This window comes from Mycobacterium sp. 1164966.3, assembly GCF_001665395.1.
Lineage (GTDB): Bacteria > Actinomycetota > Actinomycetes > Mycobacteriales > Mycobacteriaceae > Mycobacterium.
This window is the reverse complement of record NZ_LZSG01000068.1, coordinates 21767-38204: the sequence shown is the minus strand read 5'-3', so window position 1 is coordinate 38204 and position 16438 is coordinate 21767. Positions and strand designations below refer to the sequence as shown.

The 16438-nt window shown below is 64.7% G+C and carries 7 protein-coding genes and 1 pseudogene; 4 read left to right on the top strand and 4 right to left on the bottom strand.

The features are described 5' to 3' along the window. Positions 1 to 5469: non-ribosomal peptide synthetase (locus A9W99_RS24575; protein ID WP_156623273.1), on the bottom strand; the 5469-nt coding region annotated here is incomplete at its 3' end. Positions 5470 to 5953: 484 nt separating this feature from the next. Here A9W99_RS24575 and A9W99_RS24570 point away from each other — a divergent pair. From A9W99_RS24570 to A9W99_RS24555, 4 genes and pseudogenes are all read left to right on the top strand, one after another. Next, positions 5954 to 6769, top strand: coding sequence for an ABC transporter ATP-binding protein (locus A9W99_RS24570; RefSeq protein ID WP_082930197.1), 816 nt, complete (start codon positions 5954 to 5956; stop codon positions 6767 to 6769). Beyond that, entirely contained in the window at positions 6766 to 8391 is a 1626-nt protein-coding gene (locus tag A9W99_RS24565; protein ID WP_067384666.1) for an ABC transporter permease, read from the top strand. Before A9W99_RS24570 ends, A9W99_RS24565 begins: the two co-directional genes overlap by 4 nt. A 228-nt stretch (positions 8392 to 8619) precedes the next feature. Then, positions 8620 to 9870: a cytochrome P450 gene (locus tag A9W99_RS24560; protein WP_067384664.1), complete on the top strand. Its 1251-nt coding sequence runs from the start codon at positions 8620 to 8622 to the stop codon at positions 9868 to 9870. Positions 9871 to 10058: 188 nt separating this feature from the next. Next, positions 10059 to 11662 (top strand): annotated as a pseudogene (locus A9W99_RS24555) (MFS transporter). Between the two features lies 1 nt (position 11663). Here the strand turns inward: A9W99_RS24555 and A9W99_RS24550 are convergent. The 3 genes from A9W99_RS24550 to A9W99_RS24540 form a co-directional block, all read right to left on the bottom strand. After that, complete coding sequence (locus tag A9W99_RS24550; RefSeq protein WP_156623272.1) at positions 11664 to 13229, bottom strand: alpha/beta hydrolase; 1566 nt, start codon at positions 13227 to 13229, stop codon at positions 11664 to 11666. Positions 13230 to 13326: 97 nt separating this feature from the next. Beyond that, positions 13327 to 14880 (bottom strand): alpha/beta hydrolase, encoded by a 1554-nt coding sequence (locus tag A9W99_RS24545; RefSeq protein WP_067384660.1) that lies wholly within the window; start codon positions 14878 to 14880, stop codon positions 13327 to 13329. 46 nt (positions 14881 to 14926) lie between these two features. Further along, positions 14927 to 16258: a wax ester/triacylglycerol synthase family O-acyltransferase gene (locus A9W99_RS24540; protein ID WP_371514988.1), complete on the bottom strand. Its 1332-nt coding sequence runs from the start codon at positions 16256 to 16258 to the stop codon at positions 14927 to 14929. Between the last annotated feature and the right edge of the window lie 180 nt (positions 16259 to 16438).

The following is a 16438-nucleotide window of genomic DNA, read 5'->3' as shown; positions in this document are numbered from 1 at the left end:
CGCCACCGCCGACCCGATCGGCACCACCCCCGACCCCACCCGCAGCGGCGCGCTGCTGGTGGCATACACCGTGGTCTCCGTCGGGCCGTAGGCGTTGACCATCACCCGCCCCGGCGCCCACCGCTCCACCACCTCAGCCGGGCACGCTTCCGCGGCGATCACCAGCGCCGCATCCACCCCCTGCGGCGACAGCAGCCCCACCGCCGAAGGAGTCTGACTTAGCACGCTGACCCGTTCAGCGACCAACAAGGCGTGAAACTCCTGCGGTGAACGGGTCACCTCGTCGGGCACCACCACCAACCGGCCACCATGCAACAACGCACCCCAGATCTCCCACACCGAAAAGTCGAAGGCATAGGAGTGACACTGCGTCCACACCTGATCCGCCGTGAGCTCCACCCCGATATCGAGGGCGCGGAAGAGTTGGGTCACGTTGTGATGAGTGATGGCCACCCCTTTGGGCACCCCGGTGGTGCCCGAGGTGTAAATAATGTGCGCCACGTCCTCCGGGGCCGGCGCCGGCAGCGCCGTACTGGGCTGAGCCTGCACAGCCGGGTCATCAACATCAATGACCGCCAGGTCAAACCCGTCCAACCGGGCCCGCAGATCCGCGGTGCTCACCGCGGCGACCGGCGCGGCGTCGGTGAGCATGAACTCGATTCGCGCCCTTGGCACCGCCGGATCGATCGGCACATACGCCGCCCCCGCCTTCAACACCGCCAAAATCGCCACCACACCCTTAGCCGACCGCGGCAAGAGCAGCGCCACACACCGTCCCGGGCCCACCCCCTGCTCGGCCAACAAGTGCGCCAACCGATTAGACGCCTCATCCAGCTGCCGGTAGGTCATCGACTCGACCTGCGATACCAGCGCCACCGCCTCCGGGGCACGCGCCACCTGGGCGGCAAACAACACCGGCACCGACACCGGCGCGCTGCTCGGCTCCGTCAACACCACCCGATTACTCAGCTCATCCAACCGAGCCCGCTCACCCGCACCCAGCACATCCACCGATGACAACCGCCGCCCGGGATCGGCGGTCAATGCCAGCAACACCTGAGCCAACCGTCCAATCAGCACCTCGATACTGGCCGCATTGAACACATCGGTACGAAACTCCACCGTTCCGCCGATGCCTGCGGGCTCACCAGCCTCCGTGAAGAGTTCGGCCAAAGAAAACGCCAAATCCATGCGGGCGGTCTGGGTCTCCACGGGCAGCGAGCTGAGACGAAGGTCCCCCAATACCAGCTCCGCAGCGGGATCGCTGTTTCCCGCGTACTGCCAGCTCACCATCACCTGAATAAGGGGATGATGAGCCAACGACCTAGCCGGGTTGAGCCGGTCCACCAGCACCTCAAAGGGCACATCTTGGTGCTCGTAGGCGGCCAAGCTGCGGGCGCGCACCTGAGCCAGCAACTCAGCGGCGGTCAAGTCACCTGTCAGGTCGACGCGCAGCACCAAGGTGTTGACGAAGAACCCGACCAGTTCATCGAGCGCCGCATCACCACGTCCCGCGATCGGGAACCCCACCGCCACATCGGCGCTGCCGCTGAGCTTGGCCAACAGCACCGCCAAGGCGGCCTGGATCACCATGAAACTGGTCGCGTTGTGCTCCCGCCCCATCTCGCGCACCCGCTGCTGCAACTCCACCGGCCAGTCCACCACCACACTGGCCCCACGCTGATCGGCCACCAACGGATAAGGCCGATCGGTGGGCAACGTCAGCCGCTCGGGCAACCCGGTCAACGCCTGCTCCCAATACGCCAGCTGCGCGGCGATAGGGCTGTCGGGATCGGCCAGATCACCCAGCAATGCGCGCTGCCACAACGTGTAATCCACGTACTGCACCGGCAACGGCGCCCAATCCGGGGCGTGCCCGGCGCATCGGCTGGCATAGGCAAAGCCCAGATCACGCAACAACGGAGCGATAGACCAGCCATCGGCGGCGATATGGTGCACCACGGGCACCAACACATGGTCCTCGTCACCAAGACGGAAAAGTGTTGCCCGCAACGGGATCTCACACGCCAAATCAAAACTGTGCCGCGCCGCCGCGCCGATCGCCTCGTCCAGCCGGCTAACCGACCAGGCACTGGCATCAATTACATCGCGCAAGAAGTCGACCCGCTCTACCGGGACAACTACCTGTTGAGGTATTCCTTCGGGTGCGACGAACAGCGTGCGCAGGCTCTCATGGCGGCCCACCACGTCACAGAGCGCCGCACCCAAGGCGTCGACGTCCAACTCGCCAACGAGCCGCAGCGCGGTGGCCATGTTGTACACCGGCGACGGCCCCTGCAACTGGTCGATAAACCACAACCGCTGCTGGGCATACGACAACGGCACCACCGCTGGCCGCGCCATCGCTACCAGCGGCTCACGCCGCCGCGAACCCACACCGATACGACACGCCAACTGGGCCACAGTGGGCGCCTCGAACACGGTGGGTACCGAAAGGTCGGCGTCCAGTGCGGTGTTGATCGCCGCGAACAGGCGCATCGCCAAGAGCGAATCCCCACCCAGGTCGAAGAACGAGTCATCCACCCCGACCCGCTCCAGCCCCAGCACGTCGGCGTAGATGCCGGCCAGGATCTCCTCAACGGCACTGCCTGGGGCCCGGTAACCATGACCATCCCGAGACTCCGGTGCCGGCAGGGCGCGAGTGTCCAGTTTGCCGTTGATGGTCAACGGCAACGCCTTCAACACCACCACCGCGGCCGGCACCATATAGGCCGGCAACCGGTCGCCCAGCGCAGCACGCAACTCAACTGGATCCGCCGTGCCGGTCACATAGCCCACCAGTCGCTTGTCGCCGGGGCGATCCTCACGCGCGATCACCACCGCCTGCTCCACCCCAGCCAGCCCGGCCAGCGCGGTCTGCACCTCACCCAGCTCGATGCGATAGCCGCGGATCTTGACCTGCTCATCGGCGCGCCCCAGGTAAACCAGCTGCCCGTCAGCGCCCCAACACACCAGATCCCCAGTGCGATACATGCGCTGTCCAGGTGCCCCCGCACCGGCGAACGGACACGCCACAAACCGCGACGCGGTCAACCCCGCCCTACCTACATACCCCACGCCCACGCCGCGACCGGCCACATACAGCTCACCGACCCCACCGGCCGGCACCGCCCGCAACCAGCCGTCCAGCACGAACAACGCAGCCCCGGGTACCGGGACACCGACCGGCACCACCTCGGACCCAGCTTTCAGCGGCGCACTGATCGCCACGCACATCGTGGTCTCGGAGGGGCCATACGCGTTGACCATCATTCGTTCCGGCGCCCACCGATCCACCACCTCGACCGGGCAGGCCTCACCCGCCATCACCAACGCTGCCGACTCCAACCCCTGCGGGGAAAGCGCCGCCACCGCCGACGGCGTCTGGGTCAGCACGCTGACCTGTTCGGCGACCAGCGCCTCGCGGAAGTCCTCCGGCGAGCTCACGACCGATTCGGGCACCACCACCAACCGCCCACCGCGCAACAGCGCACCCCAGATCTCCCACACCGACACGTCGAAGGCCAACGAATGACACAGCGCCCACACCCCCGCCGCCGGCAAGCCGGCATCCAACGACCCCAGCAACTGGGTCACGTTGTGGTGGGTGATGGCCACTCCCTTCGGCACACCGGTGGTGCCGGAGGTGTAGATCAGATAGGCGATGTCATCGGGGGCCGGCGCCGGCAACGCGGTGCTGGGCTGAGCCTCTAGACGGGAATCGTCGAGATCGATGACGGGTACCTCGGTGCCGTCGAGCCGGCTCGCCAGCCCGCTGCTCGTAAGAGCGGCGGCCGGCGCGGCATCCTCGAGCACGAACCGCATACGGGCCGCCGGCACCGCCGGGTCGATTGGTAGGTATGCCGCCCGGGTTTTGAGCACCGCCAACATCGCCACGATCGCCTCAGCCGAACGCTCCACCAGCAGCGCCACACACTGACCCGGGCTCACACCCTGGCCGACCAACAAGTGCGCCAACCGATTAGCGGCTTCCTCGACCTCGCGATAGGTCCACGAACGCCCCTCGCACACCACCCCCACCGCATCCGGTGTCTGGGCCACTCGCGCGGCGAACAACACCGGAATCGACACCGGCGCGGTCACCGGCTTGCTCAACACGGCCCGGTTACCGAGCTCATCCAACCGGGCATGGTCGGCCTCATCGAGTGGATCCACCGACGACAACGGCCGCGCCGGGTCGGCGCTCATCGCCGCCATCACCCGCTCCAACCGCTTCACTAAATCGCGAATATCACAATCCGATAACAATTGCCCAGCACCAGCCGTGCTGAGAAAAAGCCGATCCTCATCCCTATAAAAGAACAGTCCAAGCTGATCGACGAGGTTAGTATGGGTCAGGGTCCCCGATGCCGGAGCACCAGCAAAATCCATCAAATGTGTAGTCGGGATGTAGTTAACAATTACCCGATTGGACGCTTGCCCGGAACCTCGGAGGCGTGCTTCATTCTCAAGGAGGCGCACCGGGAAACGCTGATGCTGCAGCGCTTCCCGCAGTCGCGTGTCGACATGTTTACAAAAACCCGCAACTGCAGATGCCGGCGAAGCTTTCAAGACCAGTGGGACGTCCCCGGAAACCATTCCTGGCACCATCTGTATTTCCGGACGCGCACGCCTGCTTACCGCAAAATCGAGCACTACCTCCGAGCTTTCGTCGTCGAACCCACGCACCACCAGCGCGCACGCCGCAGTAATCACCGACGAGCGACGCACCCCCAACGCCAGCGACAACTTCTGGATCCCTGCGACGACGACAGGGTCTAATTCAACGGGTACAGAAGACTCATACGGATCAGGCCCGTCCGCGACGGATGCCAACCGATAACGTGGGTCGCTTTCCGAAGGTAGGTTCTTGGTCCAATAAGCCTGATCATCAAGATAATCGGTGGACGCTTGGTATTCTAACTCGCAAGAAATCAGATCACTCAGGGGCCCAAAGAAAGCAGGCGGACTCGGCACGCCGGAAGCCATCGCGGAGTACACGTCTGCGATCCGATGACAAATAAGAGCAAGGCCAACCCCGTCTGCCACTATATGATGCCAGCAGACGAAAAAATAAAATTGATCCACCCGCGTCTGCAACAACGCAAATTTGAACAGCGGCCCACCAAGCGACATCAGCGTGTGCTGAATCGAAGATGTCAGCCGATAGGCTTCCTGGACAGGATCCTGCGAGCCCATTAGGTTATAGGAATCAAGCTCAACTTCGGGGTAATCAACCGCTTTCTGGAAAACCTGGCCGTCCACTTCGAAAAAGGCAACTCTAAACGGTTCGGCTTCGCGCACCACTTGAACGATCGCGCGCTCAAGCAAACCAGGATCTATCCTGCCTTCGATTCGGAAAAGCTCGCCCATCTGCCACCTCGCAGCAAAACGATCCGTTTTCTGCGCAAGCCAGATGTCTAACTGTGCGCGCGTCAGCGGTAAAGCTTGGCCGTGAGTTGCATCCATCTACCCACCCCGAAGATGAACTTGCCTTTGCCTAGGCTCCCCGCCATCCGCCCCGCGCGGATATGAGTCAGGCGATCCCAACCCTACTGCCGCGAGGGAAGTCGGTCCGGCTTTTCGAAAAAGTTCCTGATAAAACCCTGAGATTTTGGCGCCGCCGACTCCGCGCCGCAGGATTGCGCCGTTTGCGCTTCACCTTAATCTGCCTCAGACGATTCCTCGGCTTGTAGAGCCGCGTATCCGGGAGACAAAAGCCTTCCGACAGAACGACATTTGGCGCTCACGGCTGCTGCGCCCGGACATGCTCATCAAATCGGCCCCACCATGGTCTTCCGCGCCCGAAGACCTGCAATGAGAGAATCCCTGGGGGCCGGTGACTTACGCTCAGGGCGTGGAATCCCCGGTGCAAACCGCTGTCAACCCGGCAATCCGTGTCGAGGGTCTCACCAAACGGTTCGGGCGCGTCGTCGCCGTCGAGGACCTGAGTATGACCGTCGCCCCCGGCGAGGTGTTCGGGTTCCTCGGCCCCAATGGCGCAGGCAAGTCGACGACGATTCGCCTGCTGCTCGGATTGATTCGCCCCACCGCAGGCACTGCGGAGATCTTCGGTTGCCCTGCGGGTGACGTCCGTCGGTCTCATCGTCACATCGCATACGTGCCCGCGGATGTCGCGCTGTGGCCAAGGATGACGGGCGCCGAAATCCTTGAGCTGCTTGGCTGCGTGGGTCCCGGTATCGACGCGGCGTACCGCGACGAGTTGGTCGACCGTTTCGATCTCGAGCTCGACAAGCCAGCCAAGGCCTACTCGACCGGTAACCGGCAGAAGGTGGCCCTTATCGCAGCATTCGCGACACGAGCTCCGCTGCTCGTGCTCGATGAGCCCACCAGCGGCATGGACCCGTTGATGGAACGAAGATTTCGTGGCTGTGTCGCAGAAGCACGCGAGCGCGGCCAGACGGTTTTCCTCAGCTCTCATCAGCTGGCCGAGGTGGAAGCCGTATGCGACCGCGTTGCGATTCTGCGTGCCGGGCGACTCGTGGAAGTTGACAGCATCGCTGACCTACGTCAGCTGCACCAGACCGTGGTCGAGGTGTCCTATCACGGCGTTCAACCGCGCCTGGAGCATGTTGACGGTGTGTCGAGTGTCGAGCGGTTGGACGGTGAACGGTTGCGCCTCAACCTGACTGGATCGCCGAGGGCCGCGCTTCGAGCGCTCGCCGCAGCCGACGTTGTCGCGATCACTATGCACGAACCGACACTTGAAGAGATTTTTCTCGCCTATTACGGAGAAGCTGCACGATGACGACGGCCCCGCCGCCCGGTTCGGTGGCCGGCGGGCCGCAATTCGGGCCGGGCCGGGCCGTGAGCCGGCTAGCCGTGCGCCAGGTTCGCCTGGGTGCCCTCGTGGTCGCCTCGATCTGCGGGGGGATATCGGTATTGGCCGCCAGCCAATACCGATTGGTGAACAACTTGCTGGATGCATCAGGTATGCGCGCCCTTGCTGACAATCCCGCCGTAAGGACGTTGGCGGGGCCACCGGTCGCTCTCGACGATCCTGGCGGTTTCACCGTGTGGCGCACCGGCACAACCGTTTCGCTGCTCGCGAGCGTATGGATCATGTTTGCCGCCACACGTTTTACCCGCGGTGAAGAGGATAACGGCCGGTGGGATCTGCTCCTGGCGGGACGCCTGCGAACGACTGACTTGGTCGTCCGCTACCTGGCCGCCCTCGCTGGATCCGCAATGCTGATCGGCGCGGCCGTCGCGGCGGCCCTATTGGCGGCCGGTACCCACCCGACCGGGGCAGTGATACATGCAGCGGGAATCACGGGCATTGTTTTGACTTTCGCGACAACAGCTCTGCTCGCCGCACAAGTGATGCCGAGGCAATCCAGTGCCACGGGAATTACGGTCGCGGCTATCGGCGTTAGCGCGCTGCTGCGCATGATCGCCGATGGCTCGCATCAGCTGGCATGGATGGCATGGGCCACGCCGTTCGGGCTGACAGCACGCTCGGCGCCATACGCCGAAAATCGCATCGGTCCACTGGTGGTGTTGGGCGCGTTTCCGATCGTGCTGGCCGCTGCAGCCCTCTTGGCGGCCCGTCACCGCGATTTGGGCGACGGGATTGTGGCGGTGCGAAATACCCGTGCTCCGCGAACCCGATTGTTGCAATCGATCGGCGGGTTTGCGCTTCAGCGGACCGCGCGGACCACGCTGGGGTGGGCGGTGGGCATCGCCGCATATTACTTTCTGGTCGGCGCGATGCTCGCCTATCTTCTCGACCTCATCGAAAACAACAAGCGGTTCGCTGAACTCGCCGCGGCCGCCGGACTGCGTGGCCACGAGTTGTATCTCATCGCTGCGGCTCTGTTCGGCCTGCTCGCAGTCCCAACCGGTCTCTACGCCACAATGCGTCTTGCAACCATGGTCGTCGACGAAAAGGCCGGACGGTGGACCCTGCTATTCGCCCAGCCAGTTTCGCGCGTACGTCTGCTGTGCACCGAGACGGTGATCACGGTCGGCGGGATGGTTGCCCTGCATTGCTCAGCCGCAGTCGCCCTGTGGGGCGGTGCCAAACTCACCGGCACCCCACTGCAGTTGGGCGAGTCACTTGCGGGTGCGCTGAATTCTCTTCCGGTGGCAATGCTCGCGGCCGGAGCCACCGCGGTGGGCATCGGGTTGCTACCATCCGCCGCAGGCGCGATCGGCGCTCTGCCGCTTGTCGGCGGGTTCCTGGTGAACCTGATCTTGCAGATCACCAAAGCCCCTCGCTGGATTGCCACCCTGTCGCCGTGGGCGCACCTTGCCCCCGTACCGGACAGACCGCCTAATTGGGCGGCCACCATCATTCTGTTGCTCATCGCCGCGACCCTGACGGGCGTCGGAGTGTACGGGTACGTCCGGCGCGATTTGGCAGCGTAAGTGCAGGACATGCCCTGGCGTTCCTGTCGCTGCTGCCTCGAGCGAGCCCAGCCGCGGCGAGGACCGCTCATATACGGCGGGACAATCGGCGCTAGGTGCTGCCCGATGGTGTAGCCGGACTCGGGTCACGCCATCGCGTCCCATGTGGTTTCGGGCGGCTATTTCGGTACATGTGCCGTGGCGCGCGCATAACATCCCTATTGTCTATTGCTAGGCGATGGAGGCGGTTTGAGCGAACTCGAGAACCTCGATTTCTTTACCGACAAGTCGCTCGTCGATGACCCCAACGACTACTACGACGCGATCCGTCGTTGCCCAGTACGGCGCGAGCCGGCGCATGGCGTGGTGATGGTGTCGGGGTATGACGAGGCCGTCGCCGTCCAGCGCGACGCCGAGCAGAACTATTCGGTGTGCAACATAGTCAGCGGACCATGGTCGGGGATTCCGAAGAAAACCGGCAGTGACGACGTTTCGGATCTGATCGAACAGCACCGCCACAGGGTTACGTTCGGCGACTACTTCATCACGTTTGATCCTCCGCGGCACACCGCGCACCGCTCGCTGTTGAACAGGCTGTTTACGCCCAAGCAGCTCAAGAAGAACGAGGATTTCCTCTGGCGTCTGGCCGACGAGCAACTCGACTCCTTCGTCGCGCAGGGCAAGTGCGAGATCGTCGTCGACTACAACTTTCCGTTCACGCTCGTCGCGATCATCAATTTGCTGGGCGTGCCCGAGGCCGACCATGACCGATTCCGCCGCGCTGCGACGGCCAGCAGGCTCGAAGGCGAACGTAGCGGCTTCGTCGGCGTAAAAGAGGAGTGGTTCGTCGAGTACATCGAGGAGCGGCGGCGCACACCGCGCGAGGATGTGCTCACCGAGCTTGCGCTGGCCAAGTTTCCCGACGGCACGACGCCCGCCGCGATCGACGTTGCCCGCGTCGCCACGTTCATGTTCGCTGCCGGCCACGGCACCACGATCGATCTGCTGAGTCTCGCAATGCTAATGCTGGCGGAGCGACCGGACTTGCAAGAGCAGCTGCGCAAGGACCGCTCAAAGGTCCCCGCGTTCATTGAGGAAATGCTGCGCTTCGAAAGCCCGATCAAATCGAATTTCCGCATGGCGCGGCGCACCACCAAAATAGGCGACGTCGATGTGCAAGCCGGCACCAGCGTACTGGTGATGAATGGCGCCGCAAACCGCGATCCACAACGGTTCGAGGAGCCCAGGGAATTCCGCCTCGAACGCCCAAACATATTGCAACACATCGCATTCGGCCGTGGTATCCACACTTGTCCGGGTGCCCCGATCGCCCGCGCCGAAGCGCGGGTGAGTTTGGAACGAATCCTCGACCGGATGGCCGACATTCGGCTTTCAGAAGCCGAGCATGGTCCGGTGGGCGATCGTCGCCTCAAATGGGACCGGACTTTCTTGTTCAGGCGCCTCAAGGAATTGCACCTCGAGTTCACCCCGGTTGAGTGATTTTCCCAACGCTCGTGCTCAGCCGCCACCAACGGTCCGGCAGCAACGCGCTCGCGGGGAGGTCAGTGCCCAACCAAGGGTCGCGGGGATCAAGGCTCACCCGGTGACCGAAAAGGTGTATCTGGCCCGGTTTTTGGCTAAGACTTCCTAAGGTTGCCGTAGGGTACCCGCAGAGCCGACTCTCAACGATGCAGGCAGTACTCCATTGGACGACACATCGCGCGAAACGAGCCCGTTGCCGGTCGAACCGACCACGCGAGGCGGTAGGAGCAGAAACTTCTCGACCAGGCTGCCACCTCGCTGGTTCATAGCCGCGGTTACCGCGATCGGCCTCATGCAGTTGATGGCAACGATGGACGGCATGATCGCGGTCGTCGCGCTTCCCAGGATCCAGAATGACCTCGGCATCTCCGATGCCGCGCGAAGCTGGGTGATCATCGGCTATGTGCTGACCTTTGGCGGGCTGGTACTGCTGGGTGGTCGCCTCGGTGACACGATCGGGCGCAAGCGCGCCTTCATCGCCGGCGTCGCACTGTTCACCATTGTCTCGGCGATATGCGGCATCGCCTGGAACGGGACAGTCCTCGTTTTGGCGCGGCTGCTACAGGGCGTAGCCGCGGCGATCATCGCACCGACCGGTATGGCGCTGGTGGCGACGACGTTCGCGAAGGGCCCTTTACGCAATGCCGCGATGGCGGTGCTGGGCACCATCGGCGGCCTCAGCTCGGTGCTGGGTCTCGTCGTGGGCGGAGCGCTCACCGAGGTGTCGTGGCGGCTGGTGTTTTTGGTGAACGTGCCGATCGGGCTGCTGGTGCTCTATCTGTCCCACAGTGCGCTGCGGGAAACGCAGAAGGAGCGGATGAAGCTCGACGCGACTGGCGCCGGGTTGGCCACGCTGGTCTTTACCGCGGCGGTGCTCGGCTTCTCGGTGGGGCCGGAGAAGGGCTGGCTGTCGCCCATCACGATCGGGTCGGCTGTGGTGGCCCTGGGTGCTTCCGTGGCGTTCGTGGTGGTGGAGCGCAGGGCGGAAAACCCCGTCCTGCCCTTTGACTTGTTCGTCGACCGCAACCGGATGGCCATGTTTGCGGCCATCTTTCTGGCCGGTGGGGTGATGTTCACCCTGACCCTGCTGCTCGGCCTTTATGTGCAGGACATCGTGGGCTTCAGCACGCTGCACGCGGGCCTTGGCTTCATCCCGTTCGTCTTCGCGGTTGGCATCGGCGCGGGCGCGGCATCGCGGATGGTGACCTCGTTCCCGCCGCGCGTGGTGGTGATCGTCGGCGGCATCATCGTGCTGGGTGCGGTGCTGTACGCCTCGACGCTCCACCGCGGCGTCCCGTACTTCCCGAATTTGGTGTTGCCCCTCGTCATCTCCGGTATCGGTATCGGCATCATCAACGTGCCGCTTGCACTCGCGCTGATCGCCAGCGTCGGTTTAGACCGGATTGGGCCCATATCGGCGATCTCGCTCATGCTGTCCCGCCTCGGCGGGCCGATGGTGCTGGCCGTCGTCCAGGCTGCCATCACGTCCCGCGCACTACACCTCGGCGGCACCATCGGCCCGGTGAAGTCTATGAACGCCGCCCAGTTGCACGCGCTGGACCAGGCGTACACCTACGGCTTCCGATGGCTGGCCGGGGTGGCCATCCTGGTCTGTGGTGTGGCGCTGCTCATCGGCTACAGTGCGCAGCAGGTGGCGCATGCGGCAGAAGTCAAGAAAGCCTTTGACGCAGGGGAACTGGAGCCAGATACCAACCCGCCCAACAACACTGGTTCACGTCCCAGCACGTAGCTCAGGGTTGGCAGCGCAACGCCATCGGCGGCACCGTCAGGTCCACGAAGTAGCGCGTCACCGCGCCGTCGACGCACGGATTGCCGCCCAGCACCGCCGTGTGCTGGGTTCCGTCGTAACTGATCAGCGGGGCGCCCAGCTGCCTGGCCAGATTCACCCCGGCCTCATACGGCGTGGCCGGGTCGTGCGTCGTCGATACGACGACCACCTTGCCGAACGGAACCTGGGGCGCGGCGTGCGGCGCCGTCGTCGCCGGCACCGGCCACAGCCCGCACAGATCCCGCGGCGCGTGACCGGTGAACGGTCCATAGCTGAGGAACGGGGCGGCCTGGCGGATCTGCTGGTCGGCGGCGACCCAGCTTTCTTCATCCGTCGGCGACGGCGCGTCGACGCAACGGATCGCGTTGAACGCGTCCTGGTCGTTGCTGTAGTGCCCATGCTTGTCGCGGCCGTCGTAGTCGTCGGCGAGCATGAGCAGGTCTCCGGCGTCGGTGTGGCGCTGCAACCCGATCAGACCGCTGGTCAGGTATTTCCAGTGGGCCGGCGTATAGAGCGCATTGATGGTGCCGGTGGTCGCGTCGGCGTAAGAGAGGCCGCGCGGATCCGACGTCGGACCGGGCTTGGCGACCAGCGGGTCGACCAGAGCGTGATAGCGGTTGACCCATTGGGCCGGGTCGGTGCCCAGCGGGCAGGCCGGCGAACGGGCACAGTCGGCGGCGTAGTCGTTGAAGGCGGTCTGAAATCCTGCCATTTGCTTGATGTTTTCGTCGATCGGGCCCACCGTCGGGTCGATGGCGCCGTCCAGCACCATCGCCCGCACATGGTCGGCGAACCGCTCCAGATAGGCGGTGCCGAGCTCGGTGCCGTAGCTGAAGCCCAGATAGTTGATCTGCTCGTCGCCCAGCGCCTGGCGGACCATGTCCATGTCGCGCGCGGCGGACGCGGTGCCGATGTTGGCCAGGAACGCGGTGCCCATCTTGTCGGCGCATTCTTTGGCCAACTGCTGGTAGACCTGCTCGATGTGCGCCACTCCGGCAGGGCTGTAATCGACCATCGGATCGCGACGAAAAGCGTCGAACTCCGCGTCGGTGCGGCAACGCAGAGCGGGCGTGGAATGGCCCACCCCACGCGGATCGAAGCCCACCAGGTCGAAGCGGCTCCGAAGCTCGGTGCCATCCAGGTCGGGCGCCAGCCCGGCCGCCATGTCGACTGCGGACGCGCCGGGACCGCCCGGATTGACCAGCAGCGACCCGATTCGCTGCCCGGTTGCCGGAATCCTGATCACCGCCAACTTGGCTTGCGCGCCACCGGGGTTGTTGTAGTCGACGGGAACCGACACCGTCGCGCACTTTGCGGTGGGAATGTCCTTGGTGTCGCCCAGGAAATCGCTGCAGCTGCCCCAGTTCGGCTGCGCCACCGCCGGCGGCTGCGGGCTCTGCGTCTGGCCCGCGCCGGGTCCGGGTTCGGGGGTGGCGCCGGTCACCGGCTGACCGCCAAGCAGCAACCCGCCGACGAACAAAGCAAGAAGCGCCGAGCTCAAGGGTCTGCGGCGCGACATGGCTGTCATCGTCGCAGCCAAGCATTCCCGCCACGACGCGAATCGGTCACGCCTTGATCACAGCGCCGCGGTGGGACGAACCCCATCGACTGGCGCCGGTGCTCAGCTAGCACTTGGCGCCGGCCGGTGGCGTGGTGCCGTCGATGAGGTACGCGGTGATGTAGTTGTCGATGCAGTTCTCGCCCTGGAAAACCACCGTGTGCTGGGTGCCCTCGTAGGTGAGCAGCGAGCCATGCAGCTGGTTGGCCAGGTCCACTCCGGCCTGGTACGGCGTGGCCGGATCGTGTGTGGTGGACACCACCACGGACGGAGCCATTCCGGGCGCCGAGACGGCATGCGGCTTGCTGGTGGGCGGCACCGGCCAGAACGCGCACGTTCCCAGCGGGGCATGACCGGTGAACTGCCCGTAACTCATGAACGGGGCGAGCTCCCGGGAGCGGCGATCTTCGTCGATGACCTTGGCCCGATCGGTAACCGGCGGCTGGTCAACGCAATTGATCGCCACCCGCGCATCGGTGGCGTTGTTGTAGTGACCTTTCGCGTCGCGGCGCATGTACATGTCCGCAAGCGCCAACAGGGTGTCGCCGTGCCCGTCGCGCAACTCGGTCAGGCCGTCGGTCAGGTGGTGCCACAACGTCGGCGAGTACAGCGCCATGATGGTGCCGATGATGGCGTCGCTATAGCTGAGCCCACGCGGGTCCTCGGTTTTTGCCGGCCTGCCGACCATCAAATTGTTCGGGTCGACCAGCGGATCGACCAGGCTGTGGTAGACGTCGACGGCCTTGGTCGGGTCGGTGCCCAGCGGGCAGGTCGGCTTTTTCGCGCAGTCCGCCGCGTAGTCGTTGAAGGCATCCTGGAATCCCTTGGCTTGACGCAGGTCGGCCTCGATGGGATCGGCGTTGGGGTCGACGGCACCGTCGAGGATCATCGCGCGCACGTTCTGCGGGTAGGCCTCGGCGTAGGCCGAACCGATCCGGGTGCCGTACGAATAGCCCAGGTAACTCAGCTTGGCGTCGCCCAACGCTGCTCGGATCGCGTCCAGGTCCCGGGCGACGTTGACGGTCCCGACATTGCGCAGAAAGGTCAGGCCCATCTTGGTGATGCAGCGGGCGACGAACTCCTTGGTCTCGTCCTCGCTGTGCTGCACGCCGGCCGGGCTGTAGTCGACCTGTGGCTCGGTTCTCAGCCGGTCGTTGTCCGCGTCGGAGTTGCACCAGATGGCCGGCCGCGACAACCCCACCCCGCGAGGGTCGAACCCGACGAGGTCGAAGCGTTCGCGAACCTTCGGCGGCAACGTCTGGACAATGCCGAGAGCGGCCTGGACGCCGGATTCGCCGGGCCCGCCGGGGTTGATGACCAGCGAACCGATTTTGTTCCCCGTCGCGGCAAAGCGAACCAACCCGAGCACCGCGACGTCGCCACTGAGATGCTCGTAATCCACCGGCACCGCGAGCTTGCCGCACATTGCGCCGGCCGGCAGCTTGCCCGAGCCCGTGGTCCGGCAGGCCGACCACGCAATCGGCTGACCGAGCCTGGGACCGGCCATCTGGGGATGCCCGTCGACCACCCGGAGGCAGCCCGCGAGCAGCATCGCCACGCCGGCGGTCGCCATCGAGATCAGCAGCGTGCGCGCGATCTTGTCGCGGCGAGACAGACACATGCCAACATATGCTGCCAGAGGACACGCACGGTGCCGGTTGGCGGCCTTACCGGGCAGCTGCGAGCAGTTCTTCCATCGCGACGGCGAACTCGTCGGCCATCTCCCATAAGTCCGGCAACAGGTCCGGGCAGGAGATCAGACCGAAATCCAGCTTGCCGCTCAACGACATCGCCGTCACGTTGAGCCCCGCGCCGTGAAAGATCGGCCCTAGCGGGTACATCGCCTTGACCTCGCAGCCCAGCAGATACAACGGGGTCTGCGGCCCCGGCACGTTGGAAACCACCAGGTTGTGCACCGGCAGGCTCTCGGTGAACCGGGTCTTGGCGTAGACCCGCATCGCGATCCCGAACACCGCCGGTGCGGCGAACTGCGTCCAATCTTGCAGCAGAGTCGCGCCGATCGCCGAATTATGTTCTTTGGCAACCGAATTCGCGTGCGCGATGGCCTTCAGACGCTCCGCGGGGTCGGCGATCTGGGTCTCCAGGCTGGAAAACATCCCCGAAACCTGATTGCGCCCACCGCGATCCGACTTCCCGTGCACCGAGACCGGCACCGTCGCAACCAGCGACGTGGCAGGCAATGCGTTGCGATCGGACAGATATTGCCGCAGAACGCCAGAGACCAAGGCCATCACCACATCGTTGACTTTGACGTCGAAGTAGTTCTTCACCCTCTTCACGTCGTCGAGATCCAGCTGTGCGTAGGCGACGTTGCGCCGGCCAGTGATGCTGGCGTTGAACACGGTTGGCGGTGCGGCGAACGGCCGCGCCATCGTCTGGCCGTCCAGCGCCCGCCTTACCGTCGTCACCGCCGAGGACACCGTTTGCGGCATCACACTGGCCAGCTGCCAGGGTCGGGTGGCGAACCTGAGCAGGCCGCCCGCCGCGATCTGCCAGCCGTTGCCGCCGCCGACGCCCAGCACCGGATCCGGCGCGGGCGCATCGGCTTCGGTGGTGCACAGCTGAGACATCAGGTTGGCGCCGGTCACGCCGTCCACTCCGGCGTGGTGCACCTTGGTCATCACCCCAAGCCGGCCCCGGTGGTGGCAATCCGTGCCCGCCACGCCTTCGATGACCCACATCTCCCACAGCGGTCGCCGGCGATCCAACGGCAAGGATGCGATGTGCCCGCAGATCTCGGATATCTCCGCTCGCCCGCCGGGCGCCGGCAGTCCGATGCGGTGCAGGTGGCGGTCGATCTCGAAGTTCTCGTCATCCACCCAGACCGGGTGGTCGAAGTTCAGCGGGCTGTCGGCAAGCTTCTCGCGGAACTGCGGCATCGCTTTGATCCGCAGCGACAAAGCGTGGCGCAACCGGTCGAACGTGTAGCCGCCGGGCATGCTCGACGTGTCCAGCTCCATGACCGAGCAAACATGCATGGGCTGTGATTCGGTCTCCAGGTAGAGGAAGCTGGCGTCGAGTCCGCTGAGCCGTTGCATCCGACGATGGTATGTGTCACAGCAGCCCCACGGTGACAAGGGCGGATGTGAGATGGCAGACTGTGGGGGTCAGACGAACCCGGGGACCCACCAGCCAGATTTTCTCGGCAGGGCCACGAG